Below are 12,783 nucleotides of genomic sequence, written 5' to 3'. Positions count from 1 at the left end.
TGCGAAAGTAGTAAAACTATCAAAACAAAAAAAGAATTTTTAACAAGGTTTAACAGTTATATAAAACGAAAACGTTTTCATTTTTTTATTACATTAAAATTACATTCAAAAACGACGTTTTTTAAAGTATTTTAAGACAATAAACATCTTACTATTAAATTGTTAGCAGAATGTAGGAATCTATTTTAAGAAATTGATTTCCATAATGGTATATTCCTGTCCGGCTTTGGTGAAAGTTTTAAAAGTATCTTTCATTCCAAATTTTTCATAAAAAGACTTTTTATTGGTTCTGGCATTGCACCAAACTTTTTCTAAATCCCTTTCTTTAGCAAATTGTAAAATATATTCTAAAAGATGAGAAGCAATTCCTTTTCCCTGAAATGCTGATAAAGTAGCTAATTTTCGAAACTGCATTTCTTTACCTTCAATAAAACAGGAAATTATAGAAACTAATTTATGATCTTCAAAAACTCCAAAATGAAATCCTGAATTGTCTTCTTCTAATTGTACAAATTCAAAAGGCTGGTCCGGCCACATTACTTCGTGTCTTATCTGCCAGGTTTCTGAAGCCTGAATTGGTTTAATTTCCATTTTATGTTTATTTCTGAAAGTTCAAAATTACATCAATTTTAAAATAAAAAGGGAACCTTAAAACAGATTCCCTTTTCAATTATATTGATTTTTTGAATTACTTCTCTCTTATAAAATAAACTTCAGAATTATTTTCGGTTATTTTCTTGACGCCTTTTTTTCCGTATTTCCCTATGTTAATGGCACGCATTACTTTATTATCATCATTTAAAAGACAATCCCAAACCCTTCCATCTGATAAAATAAATGCCGAATATAACGAATCTGATCTATCATCATTAAAGTAAAGTAAATCCTCTGTTTTGACTAGTGTTTTTACCTTTGATTTACGATCCTGCTCATAAAATAAAATTTTATCCTGCGCTACTTCTACTAATTTATCAACTTTTTGGTTTTTAAAATCTTCATTAGCTTTAATAGTCCAAATTGGTTTATCACCTGTAACTAACCAGGTTCCGCTTATTTTTTCTAAAACATCTTTCCTTAAAATTTCTTTTAAGGTATCTATCTCTTTTAATGATTCCTGCCCAATTTCGCTTTCCGGTTTAATTTTAGATGCCAATGAAAACAAATCAAGAGCTTTTACATACTCTGATTTCTTTAAATAAGAAAGGGCTAATTCGTATTTATTTTTCTGAAATGTTTCCTTTGAAGCATTTTGCGCTATACCTTTTACTGAAAAAAGCAAAATGATAAGAATCAAATAATTTTTCATCTGTTTAAACTTTATTTTTATTTTGCAATATTAGAATATTTTTCTTACAAAGTGAAATAAAAAATAAGTTTAATCTGATTTAAATTTAATTTGAAAATGAATTTAAAATTTGCATTGCTTTTGTAACATCTTTTTTATTGACAAAAATATGGTCGTGATAAAATGCTGCAACAACATTACAGCTTATATTATGGTCTGAAAGTGCCTTTGAAAATGCAGCTGTTAAGCCCACAGCTTCCAGCGAAGAATGTACCGTAAGCGTTATCCACGACATTACTACAAAGTAATTCAGTTTCATTTTTACCGCTATTTCTTCTTTGAGAATAATAGTTATAGCCTCTTTTTCCCTAAAAAACATTTCAACTTCATCTAGGTTGAAATTCTCTAATGTATCAACTTTACAAAAAACATAATCGCCTTGTTTGTGTTCAGGTTTCATTGTTTTAAGTAATTTTTTAAGATCTTTTTCTCCTGGCATTTTCTCTGTTTTATTTTAAAAGCTTATCTAATTTCCCTTTTGTTTCAGGAAAGTTTTTATCCATTGCTAATACCTTTTCATAATTTGCAATTGCATTTTTCTTATCTCCGCTTGCTTCATAAAAGTCGCCTAATGAATCATATACATTTGGGCTTTGCGGATAATTGGCAACATTTAACCTGAATAAATATCCGGCAAATTCTAAGTCTTTTTTCCCAAGCGATTGATACGCAAAATTATTCACTACATTTTCCGGCACATATACTTTATATCCTAAATGTTTTGAAACATCAATATAATGTTTTTCAATTTTGGTAAAAACGGCTGCATTAAAATTAATCTGTTCTGGTATAGAAAGCTTTAATTGATTGAATTTAAAAATGAAACGAAACGCATCATAAGTTGCAATTAAAGGTACAGAACCATGATTATCTTCGTTATAATATTTGTAATCATAATTAAGATTGCTCTTTTTATGCTCCTTCAGGAAATCATTTAAATTTAAAATAGCCCTGATATGTCTTGTAAAAGCAGTAGTATCTTTTCTAACTTTAATTACATCCATATTATCATCCATTGTATTGGCAGCTGCTAAAAACAAGGAAATATTGGTTAAGTTTTTTGCGGCTAATTTTTTAGTGGTTTCTTTTAAAAACTGGTCATGATCCCACCACATACTTGGGTCTATCGATACGTATGAATTGAATAAAGAAGTATAATTAGTCAAAATATTCATAACAGTCAATCCGCCAAAAGAATGCCCTACTAATGTTTTGTATGGCGCAGTTGGATATCTAGCATCAATATACGGAATCAGCTCTTTTTCAAGAAAATCGGCAAATTTTTCTCCGCCTCCAGATTGTTCACTGAGATTTTTAGGAACAAACGGAAGATCAACTTCAGAATGTGTTGGTGTTAAATCCCGATTACGATTTGTATTTGTGATCCCTACAACAATCATTTCCGGACAGTTTGTATTTCCATTTACTTCACTTAGTTCTTCGATTATCCCAACAACCGAGCTAAAATGTCCATCACCATCAAGAAGATAAACTACAGGATATTTTTGTTTTGCAAATCCTGTATTTTGAGCGCTTTTGGGCAAATGAATCCATATTTTGCGATTCTCGTTTAATATTTTTGAAGAAATACTATCGATAGTTCCTATTTCGATTTTTGAGTTTTTTTGAGCAAATCCAATAGTAGACAGCATTAAAAAAACAAAAAACAAGATTAATTTATTCATTAAAATCCTAACTAAGCTGCTTTTCATAATTGGTTATTTTATTTGGTTCATTGTTAAAAGATTTTTATGACTGATAAAAAAACCGCCTTTATCATTAGAAAAAGACGGCTTTTAAGTTTTTTATTTGGCTGCCCACGTATTATTGTCAGGCGTAGCATCCATAAAGATCCCGCCATCAAGCGTAACTTTTTTAATTTGCTTTTTACTGCTTAAAGCAACTGAAACTGAATTTTGATTTTTCTCCCAAACTGCCGGAGTTTGATGAACCGTTTCTGTTGAATCATCAGTATAAACAATATTTACATCAAACGGAATGGCAAAACCTCCTTTGTTTTCTATAGCAACTGTATTTTTTGAAACGTCTTTAACAGAAAGATCAATGTAATTGTTTGTAAAGAACCAGTTATTAAAAAACCAATTCAGGTTTTTTCCTGAACCTGTGTTCATCGAATTAAAATAATCCCACGGAATTGGATGTTTTCCGTTCCACGTATCCATATAATGGTGCAGTGCTTTTTTGAATAAATCATCTCCAAGTAAATCTTTTAAAGCTATATAAGAAAGAGAAGCTTTTCCGTAAGAGTTATTTCCATAACCCGGACCAGAAACTTGTGTAGACATTGAAATGATTGGCTGATCTTCTTCTGTTGATTTATCGTTAATGTATTGCTCAACTCTAAATTCTTTATAAAATTTATCTGCTGCTTCTTTTCCGTGTTCTGCAATTCCAATTAAATATTCAAAAGTGGTTGCCCAGCCTTCGTCCATAAAAGCATAACGCGTTTCGTTGATTCCCATATAAAAAGGAAAATAAGTATGTGCTACTTCATGATCCTGAACTAATTGAGCAAATTTTGGATCATTCATTTGTGAATCGTTACACATCATTGGGTATTCCATATCTGCAAAACCCTGAAAAGCTGTCATTTTAGAAAACGGATACGGAACACCAGGCCAGTTATTAGAAAACCAGTCTAAAGCATATTGGTTGTTTTTTATTGAATTTACAAAATCAGTTCCTTTTACATCATAAGCTGCCTGTACACTGGCGCGGCGATTTGTTTTTTTATCTACCACAACGCTGCTCGCATCCCATAAATAATGATCGCTTAAACCAAAACATACATCTGAAATATTTTTAACTTCAAATTTCCAGACATTCCATTCGTTTTGTTTGGTTACGACACCGCTTTTCATTTCCTGTTCGTTTGCAATATGCATGATTTCATCTGTTACGTATGATTTTTTCAAACGTGCTGCAAACTCAGGCTGTAAAACCTCATCTGGATTTAAGAAATCTCCGGTTGCATAAACCACATAATTTTTTGGTGCTTTTACAGAGTAAACATAATCGTTGAAATCATTGTAAAATTCCTGACGATCTGTGTGTGATATTCTGTCCCAGCCGTTATAATCATCAAAAACAGAAACTCTAGGATAACTATACGCTACAAAAAATGTAGTTTCGTCAATTTGTCCTTCTCTTCCGCTTTCTTTTGATAAAGGATAATTCCAGTCAATATTAATGGTGATTTTAGAATGTGGTGCAATTGCTTTTTTCAATTTCACATTCCCCACAGTTCCCCAGCTTCTGGCATCTTCTTTATAGACTACATCGGCTACTTTTAGAGACGTAATTGTTAATCCGTTACTTAAAAAATCGTCACTTACGCTTCCGCCTCTTGGTGAAGAAGGTTTATGAAGATTGTTTACAAACCGAATCGCAAGATTTCTTAAACTATCGTTACTATTGTTTTCGTAAACGATTGTTTCTGTTCCGCTCACCAATTTTGTTTTGGCATCAACAGTAATATCCATTGTATATTTTCCGTGGTTCTGCCAATAGTTTTTTCCGGGCTTCCCGTCTTTAGAGCGAGTTCCTTTGGCGTAAGCCTCTTTAATATTTCTTGGCATATAAAGCTCTTGTGCAAAGCCCGTTTGTGCCAAAAACAAAAAAGTTATAAATGCAAATTGAAATAATGTTTTTTTCATAAGCTGGTTTTTGGTTTTATAAAATTTAAGTGTTTTATATAAGACCGCGTTTTTAAAATAAAGTTACAAAATTGATAAAATTTATCTTCCAAGTTATAAAAATCAAACTCAGAATCTCAGCAACTTAAAAAAAGAAAAACCGCCTAATTCAAGAAGAAAAAGACGGTATCTACAATTAATATATAACCTTGATACTACAAAATATAGTCGGTATTAATGAAGTTTGATTCCTTGCTGTTTAGCAATTCCTGCAAAATTTCATTGTTATAAGCGATATCTTTTGAAGCGACAAACGTACGAATTGAGAAAGAACGCAAAGCATCTGGAATACTTAAAGTACCAACTGCAGAATCTTTACGACCTGTAAATGGGAAAGCATCCGGGCCTCTTTGGCAAGAACTGTTTAAGTTCACGCGGCATACTAAGTTTACCAACGCATCGATAAGCGGTGCAAGGGTTTTAATATCTTTTCCGAACAAACTTACCTGCTGTCCGTAATTAGATTCGGCCATATCTTCTAACGGCTGCTGAATATCTTTAAAAGAAATAACCGGAACTACGGGTCCAAATTGCTCTTCGTGATACACACGCATTTTGCTGTTTACCGGATATAAAACTGCCGGGAAAATAAAATTATCGGTATGTTTTCCTCCTTTTTCATTCAGGATTTTAGCGCCTTTACTCGTTGCATCGTCAATTAATCCCTGAATATATTTTGGTTTATCTGTTTCTGGAAGCGGTGTTAATGCAGCTCCTTTTTCCCACGGATTTCCAAATTGTAATGCATCCACTTTTTCAGAGAATCTTTTATTAAACTCTTCAATAATTGATTCGTGAACATATAAAACTTTTAATGCCGTACAACGCTGTCCGTTAAAAGACAAAGTTCCTGTAATACATTCCTGAATTGCCAAATCTAGATCAGCATCTGGAAGAATAATCGCTGGGTTTTTAGCTTCTAATCCTAAAATTAAACGAAGTCTGTTTTTATTAGGATGCTGATCTTGTAAAGCAATCGCCGATTTACTGTTTCCAATTAATGCCAAAACATCAATTTTACCCGATTTCATAATTGGAGAAGCTACTTCTCTTCCTCTACCGTAAACAATATTGATAACACCCTTTGGAAAACTGCTTCTAAAAGCTTCCAATAATGGCGAAATACATAATACACCATGTTTAGCCGGTTTGAAAATTACAGTATTACCCATAATCAAAGCCGGAATCAACAAAGAGAAAGTTTCGTTTAAAGGATAATTATAAGGTCCAAGACATAAAACTACTCCAAGAGGTCCGCGGCGAATCATTGCGTTTACACCCTGCACTTTTTCAAAATGTGCACTGCGTCCGTTTAATTCTTTGTAGCTGGCAATGGTATCGTAAATATATTCGACAGTTCTGTCAAATTCTTTTTGAGAATCGCCAAGGTTTTTTCCAATTTCCCACATTAAAAGTTTCACAACTTCTTCGCGGGTTTCTTTCATTTGGCTAACAAAATTCTCCATGCATTTAATACGGTCCGCTACTTTCATAGTTGGCCATAATCCCTGCCCTTTATTGTAGGCCGCATTTGCAGCTTCAACAACTTCGGCTGCTTCTGCTTCTGCCATAAACGGAATAGATCCTAATAATGTTGGCGTATATTTTTCTGTAGAAGAAATAGTCGAAAAAACAGGTGTGGTTTGCCCTGTCCATTGTTTTAATTCTCCATTTACAAGATAAGTGTCTTGATTTATAAGGCTTTTAATTTCAAACTCTTCTGGAATTAAACTCATAATCTGGTAATTTTTATTTGGTTATTAATAGCGGTTTAATGAAAAAAGAGGCTTTTTTATGCCTCTTTTTCATTTTATGGTTGTACGGTTTCGCCTTCCCAGTCCAGGATTCCGCCTAGCAGATTGTAGGCATTTTCGATGCCTAATTCATTCATAACCTGGCAAGCTTTAGCGCTTCTGGCTCCAGAACGACAATACACGTAGTAGTTTTTATTTTTATCTAATTCTTCGATTTCATAAATAAAACCCTGACCTTTATTGATATCAATGTTTAAAGCATTTTCAATATAGCCATCATTAAATTCGTCTTCAGTTCTTACGTCCAGTATAACTGCATTCTCGTCAGCAGCAAGCTGATTAACCCAATCTTCTTGTGATAAATTCATAATAAATGTGTTTTTGTAAAATTACGACGTTTCTATTAATTAAAAACGTACCAAATGCGATTTCGATTATTATTCTCAGAAAACGTTTTAGAGAAAGTATTATAATCAGTGAAACACAAATTTACTTACTATTTTTAAAAATACACCCTAGAAAATCGATAGAAAATAGGATTTTTTCATTTGCTCAAAATACCTTCAAATATAGTTTTCTGACAATTTATGACAGCTGAATCTATTATCTTTGTAAAAAATTATAGTATTTAATCTCTTTTTGATAAAATGTTTTGCCACGAATTACACGAATTTTCACGAATTAATTTTTGGAATTTTGTAAAATCTGTGTAAAAAAAATAATTTTCAACACATAGAAAGATATCTATTATTTCAAAAAACATTCGCCGCGAATTACACAAATTTTCACGAATTGATTTGTGTAAATTCGTGTAATTAGTGGCAAAAAAATACAATAAATGCAAAATTCATTAAAAACCATCTTTCCTAATTTCTCCAGCGAACTTATTGCTACTATTGAAGAAAACGGAAGCCATCAGGATTTTGAAGCCGGAACTATTTTAATGCGCACCGGACAGTACATTAAAAATACAGTTTTGATTACGAAAGGGAAAATCAAAATTTATCGTGAAGGCGAAGATGGCGGCGAGTTTTTAATGTATTACCTGCAGCCCGGACAAGCCTGCGCCATTTCTATGATTTGTACCGCAAAAAGCGAGAAAAGCCAAATCATGGCAAAAGTGGTCGAAGATGTTTCGGTTATGATGATTCCATTGCAAATGATGGATAAATGGATGATGGAACACCGTTCATGGTATGAATTTGTAATTGAAACTTACCGAAGTCGTTTTGAAGAAGTTCTGGAAGTTGTCGATAATATCGCTTTCCGTTCTATGGATGAGCGTTTAGAGTTTTATTTAAAAAGACATTCTGATGCCTGCGGATGTTCTGAAGTAAAACTTTCACACCAAGAAATCGCCACCGAATTAAATACCTCAAGAGAAGTGGTTTCACGCTTACTTAAAAAAATGGAACAGCGAGGTTTGGTCAAACTCAACCGAAACCAAATTGAATTATTAAAGTAATATTGCCCACGGGTTTTACGGATGAAACGGGTTTACACAGATTAATTATTTAAGAGTGTCAGTTCGAGCGAAGTCGAGAACCCGCAAAGCATTTCGACTTCGCTCAATGTGACAAACTTTATCTTCAATTTTAAACACATAGAGACATAGTTTTTTTGTCTTAATAATAGATTGAAATAAATATATAGATTATTTACACATAGCTATGTGTGTTAATGCAAGTGAAACGCCTTTTTTTGAGTTAGTAAAGCTATGTCACTATGTGTTAAAATTTATCTGCTCAATGCAACAAATAATCTGTGTCAACCCGTTTCATCCGTAAAACCTGTGGGCAAAAAATCCCCTATGTGATAAATGTTACTGTAGATTTATAATTAACGAAGCAACTTTGCATAAAAATAAATGCAATGGAATATTTAGGATATTTTGCTTCAATCATTATCGGGGTTTCGCTGGGTTTAATTGGCGGCGGCGGATCGATATTGACAATTCCTATTTTGGTGTATTTATTTAAAGTAAATCCAGATCAGGCTACTTCATATTCTTTATTTATTGTTGGACTAACCGCTTTATTCGGAAGTTACAGTCATTATAAAATGGGAAATCTTAAACTGAAATCAGCTTTGTATTTTGCGATTCCTTCTGTTATTTCTATTTTAATTATTCGCGAAGTTATATTTCCTCAAATTGCTGCGACACTTTTTTCTGTGGCGTCTTATACCGTTTCAAAAGATTTTCTGATTATGATTGTCTTTTCGGTTTTAATGATAACAGCGGCAATTTCGATGATTCGGAAAAACCTTTCGGAAGCAAAAAGCACCGAAACTAATTATGTCCAATTAAGCATTATTGGTTTTTTAGTGGGAATTGTAACCGGATTTCTTGGTGCGGGCGGCGGATTTTTAATAATTCCGGCACTTTTGTTTTTTGCAAAATTACCTATGAAACAAGCCGTTGGAACTTCATTATTGATTATTACAATAAATTCTTCAATAGGTTTTGGAGGAGATTTATATATAGGAACTCCAATAGATTATAGATTTTTATTAGGCGTTTCGGGAATGGCACTTCTGGGAATGTTAATTGGAAGCCAGCTTTCTAAAAAAATCGACGGAACTAAATTAAAACCGCTTTTTGGCTGGTTTGTTCTCGTTATGGGATTTTATATAATTGCTAAAGAGGTTTTGTTTTAGAGATTATTTCTCCCGCAGATTTGGCAGATAACGCAGATTTTTTTCTTTAAATAATTTTGATAAAAACTCCTGTTTAAGTTGATTTTTGTCATTTCGACCGAAGGGAGAAATCGCACTAGAAGCTCCGTAAAGAATGTAGTCAATCTTTGTCGAATCCCGCGTGCGATTTCTCCCTTCGGTCGAAATGACAATGATAATGGTTATTTTTTCAAAAGCTTTTCTAAATATTCAACCTTTTCTTTTTCGGCCTGAACTAAACGTTCATAGAGTTCAACCACTTTATCTAAAGGATTAAAAGTAGCATACATGCCTTGATTAAAACTATTTCCCTGACTTGAACTATTATCGTAAAAATTATTAAAAAAATTAAAAACAGATTCTTCTGTAAAATTTTCAATAGCTTCTACCGTAACGCCAAGTGCTTTTGCAATTTGTACCAATTTTTCAAAATCGACAGTTTCACTGGTTTCAATACTGGAAATAGTCTGCTGACTTGTGCCAATAGCATCAGCAAGTGCTCCTTGTTTCATTCCACGAAGCTCTCTTATTCGGCTTATGTTTCTTCCTATATTTCTGGGTCTGGTTTCTGTGCTCATAATTCAAAGATATTTAAAATTTCCCGAAAAAATTATTGGTTTGGTAAAATACACATTTGTCTTATGTACGATACAATTTCGTGTCTTTTAATTCAAACAAAAATATAATTTTTCTGACAAAAAAATAATACTAAATAAAAATAGTATCTTTTTTACTTGTAGATAATCTTTGTCAAAGTTTTAAACTTTGACAAAGATGAAACTATTTAATTCAAGTTGCTAGTCTAATAATTCAATAAATAAATTGGCTCTAAAAAAGTTTAATCCCTACGGGATATTTTTTCTGTTAGATTTTATTATTCTACTACCAATATTTAACTCCTAACGGAGTAACAAAAAAATATCTCGGAGAGATTATATATTGGTAGAAACCAATTTATTCATGTCAAATTTTGTCCCGTAGGGACTACACTTTATTAACTAGGAACTTGAATTATTTAAGCTATTTTCTTCTCGGCAGTTTTAGCTGGTTTTCTATAAAACAAATACCTCAAAACCAAAGTATAAAAAGTAAAAATTGAAGTCGTTAAAGTTCCTACAACAAATAAAAATTCGGTTTGCGATAAAATAAAGAATTTATACGATGCGCCAGCTCCGTGCAGTAAAATAACAAGAGCAATAAAAATCGCCCATCTTGACGAAAAAATAAAAGCTTTTTTAGCGTTTTCCTGTCTCAGCTTTCGTTCCAGACTTTCGTTTGCCTGTTCGATTTCAAATCTTTTCAGTTCGATATATTCCGAATGGCTTTTTGGATCATAAGGTCTCATTAAATGAGCTTCTTTTTCAGCTTCTTTCGTTACATCTTTTGGAACATTAATAATATCATTTCCTAAAGCACTTTCGGGTAATTTTTCTGCTAAAGTCTTTTCCATTAACTATTCAATTTTTGCTGATAATATTCTTTAATTAAATCATTCCCAATTACAACATCATGCGATCCGTCCCAGGTTTGCCACCACGGACTTCCCTCTTCATGCGTTAATGCCGAAAGTTGCAATCCCGATAAACCTTTGTAATTATCCCAGATTTTTTTCAGGAATTCTTTATCCTCCTCTTTTAATGGAGTTTTTGCAGAAATATTTAACAAAAAAGGATCAACCGGGTCTTTCCCAAACATTCGTATGGCATAATACAAATCTGGAATAACGGCGCCATATTTCCACGCCTGAATTTCATTATCAAAAAGTGGTTTTCCGGTAATTCCCAAATGCCATCCATCCGAAATATAAGTAAGCTTTAGCAATTTCATTGGGTCAAGTCCCTGCCCTTCTGCTTTTGCCAATTCTATGAAGTACTTCGCTATATCAAAACAATTATACATTTTCTAAAATTTTAATTATTTCTCTTCTAACAAAACTAAGAAAATCCCAACCAAATACAATATTTGTAAAAATTATATTAAAAAAATTTAATGAGAAGTTTTTGGGCGTTACCTTCGGCCGGGCTATCCGCTATATCTTTTCCTTGCTAAAGAAGCAAGAAAAAGGATACCGCTCCTATCCCTAACGTATATCGTAAAAATTAGAAAAACACCTTTTTTACAATTCTTTTTTAAGTTTATAAGCCTCGAAACTAATTAGCACTAAATTGATTATAAAGAAATAATAGCCGTATTTAATTTGATCAATATCTTCCAGAAAACCAGCTAAATACATTAAAACTAAATATAAGGTCAATAAAAATAAATTTAAAATACTTAAAATCAATATAATTTTTACTTTGTTTTTAAATGCAAAATAAATGAGTAAAAAAGAAATAATTAAGATTAAAAAAAATATTAGAAAACCATAATCAATTGAATTTACAAAATCTTTAAAATCCAAATTTTGAATAAACGAAACCCCTAACTGATAACCATTATCAGTCATTTTATCCTTTAGAATTAAAAATTTATTTACAGTTTCTCTCTTTTTATCTGCAAGTTCTTTTGAGGTATAATGATATTCTTTTTCGTTAGAAGAATCAATTTTTGATCCAGCAATTGAATCAACTGCCGGTTCAGCTACTTCCCACAATGGACTACCTTTTAAATGTCCGTTTTTCATTATATTTTTATCAGAGCAAGTCTGAAAAAAAGGCAGGGCCAAAACAAAGAGACTTAATATCGTTAACTTTTTCAGCATTTTCGAATTCATTTTTGTTATTATATGATCAAAAATTAAACCTAAAATTTTATCTTAATCTCAATGTGGTACTTATAGCATTTATAAGTCCTATAGAAGCTTTACCTGTTTCCATTTGAAAATTATACTCTTTTCCATAAACATCAATAACTTCAAAAGAAGATAGTTCGGGCATATTTGGTTTTCCCTTAAAATTACCATATATCACTTTCTCAATATCTTCAAATTTTACAGAATTAAGATTATCTTTAGATTTCTCAATTATACGGCGAGTCGTGATAATTGTTTTAACATCTGGACTGTTAATTTGAAAAATTGGTAACTCATTATCTTCAAGATCAAATTCAAACGATGTATTTCCTATGTGAATTTTTGAATAAATCCATTCTTCCGGATTCATAACTTTTCTATAAATAACTGCGCTTACAATATTTTTAATAGATATATCTGTCTTCATTCTTCGATTTATGAGTTGCCTCCAGCTTTAGCTGGAGGTAAACAAATCTATATAAATAAAAGGCTTTAGCCAAACTTTACGATTTTGGCTAAAGCCTTTTGAACACCAATAAAAAACCTCCAGTTAAAACTGGA

Annotated in this window: 14 protein-coding genes; 2 read left to right on the top strand and 12 right to left on the bottom strand. The window is 32.1% G+C overall.

What is annotated here, in order from left to right; all coding sequences use genetic code 11:
- Positions 1–180 precede the first annotated feature (180 nt).
- The 7 genes from FLAPXU55_RS12780 to FLAPXU55_RS12750 form a co-directional block, all read right to left on the bottom strand.
- The gene (locus tag FLAPXU55_RS12780) at positions 181–591 is read right to left on the bottom strand and encodes a GNAT family N-acetyltransferase (protein ID WP_180858067.1); all 411 of its coding nucleotides are present in this window, start codon (positions 589–591) and stop codon (positions 181–183) included.
- 97 nt (positions 592–688) lie between these two features.
- Positions 689–1,306, bottom strand: coding sequence for a hypothetical protein (locus FLAPXU55_RS12775; RefSeq protein WP_180858065.1), 618 nt, complete (start codon positions 1,304–1,306; stop codon positions 689–691).
- Positions 1,307–1,391: 85 nt separating this feature from the next.
- Positions 1,392–1,784: an ACT domain-containing protein gene (locus FLAPXU55_RS12770; RefSeq protein ID WP_180858063.1), complete on the bottom strand. Its 393-nt coding sequence runs from the start codon at positions 1,782–1,784 to the stop codon at positions 1,392–1,394.
- 10 nt (positions 1,785–1,794) lie between these two features.
- Complete coding sequence (locus tag FLAPXU55_RS12765; protein ID WP_235992042.1) at positions 1,795–3,057, bottom strand: alpha/beta hydrolase-fold protein; 1,263 nt, start codon at positions 3,055–3,057, stop codon at positions 1,795–1,797.
- Positions 3,058–3,150: 93 nt separating this feature from the next.
- Entirely contained in the window at positions 3,151–5,022 is a 1,872-nt protein-coding gene (locus FLAPXU55_RS12760) for a M1 family metallopeptidase (protein ID WP_180858061.1), read from the bottom strand.
- Positions 5,023–5,216: 194 nt separating this feature from the next.
- On the bottom strand, positions 5,217–6,797 hold the full coding sequence (locus tag FLAPXU55_RS12755; RefSeq protein ID WP_180858059.1) for an NADP-dependent glyceraldehyde-3-phosphate dehydrogenase: 1,581 nt from the start codon (positions 6,795–6,797) through the stop codon (positions 5,217–5,219).
- A gap of 74 nt (positions 6,798–6,871) precedes the next feature.
- Complete coding sequence (locus tag FLAPXU55_RS12750; RefSeq protein WP_053473922.1) at positions 6,872–7,183, bottom strand: rhodanese-like domain-containing protein; 312 nt, start codon at positions 7,181–7,183, stop codon at positions 6,872–6,874.
- A 470-nt stretch (positions 7,184–7,653) separates the two neighbouring features.
- Here FLAPXU55_RS12750 and FLAPXU55_RS12745 point away from each other — a divergent pair, with 470 nt between their 5' ends.
- Both FLAPXU55_RS12745 and FLAPXU55_RS12740 read left to right on the top strand, forming a co-directional pair.
- Positions 7,654–8,280 (top strand): Crp/Fnr family transcriptional regulator, encoded by a 627-nt coding sequence (locus tag FLAPXU55_RS12745; RefSeq protein ID WP_053473921.1) that lies wholly within the window; start codon positions 7,654–7,656, stop codon positions 8,278–8,280.
- A 407-nt stretch (positions 8,281–8,687) separates the two neighbouring features.
- On the top strand, positions 8,688–9,473 hold the full coding sequence (locus FLAPXU55_RS12740; protein WP_180858057.1) for a sulfite exporter TauE/SafE family protein: 786 nt from the start codon (positions 8,688–8,690) through the stop codon (positions 9,471–9,473).
- Positions 9,474–9,673: 200 nt separating this feature from the next.
- Here the strand turns inward: FLAPXU55_RS12740 and FLAPXU55_RS12735 are convergent, their stop codons facing one another.
- The 5 genes from FLAPXU55_RS12735 to FLAPXU55_RS12715 form a co-directional block, all read right to left on the bottom strand.
- The gene (locus tag FLAPXU55_RS12735) at positions 9,674–10,069 is read right to left on the bottom strand and encodes a helix-turn-helix domain-containing protein (RefSeq protein WP_053473919.1); all 396 of its coding nucleotides are present in this window, start codon (positions 10,067–10,069) and stop codon (positions 9,674–9,676) included.
- A 437-nt stretch (positions 10,070–10,506) separates the two neighbouring features.
- A complete protein-coding gene (locus FLAPXU55_RS12730) occupies positions 10,507–10,941 on the bottom strand; it encodes a hypothetical protein (RefSeq protein ID WP_180858055.1) in 435 nt (144 codons plus the stop codon).
- Positions 10,941–11,390, bottom strand: coding sequence for a Panacea domain-containing protein (locus tag FLAPXU55_RS12725; protein ID WP_053473917.1), 450 nt, complete (start codon positions 11,388–11,390; stop codon positions 10,941–10,943). Before FLAPXU55_RS12725 ends, FLAPXU55_RS12730 begins: the two co-directional genes overlap by 1 nt.
- A gap of 217 nt (positions 11,391–11,607) precedes the next feature.
- A complete protein-coding gene (locus FLAPXU55_RS12720) occupies positions 11,608–12,114 on the bottom strand; it encodes a hypothetical protein (protein WP_180858053.1) in 507 nt (168 codons plus the stop codon).
- Positions 12,115–12,241: 127 nt separating this feature from the next.
- Positions 12,242–12,649 carry a hypothetical protein gene (locus FLAPXU55_RS12715; RefSeq protein ID WP_180858051.1) on the bottom strand — a complete coding sequence of 136 codons (408 nt, stop codon included), beginning with the start codon at positions 12,647–12,649 and terminating at the stop codon, positions 12,242–12,244.
- Positions 12,650–12,783: the final 134 nt, after the last annotated feature.

It is taken from the genome of Flavobacterium panici (assembly GCF_903819335.1).
In the GTDB taxonomy this organism is placed as follows: domain Bacteria; phylum Bacteroidota; class Bacteroidia; order Flavobacteriales; family Flavobacteriaceae; genus Flavobacterium; species Flavobacterium panici.
The sequence above is the reverse complement of the archived record's forward strand: the minus strand, read 5'-3'. Positions and strand labels throughout refer to the sequence as shown.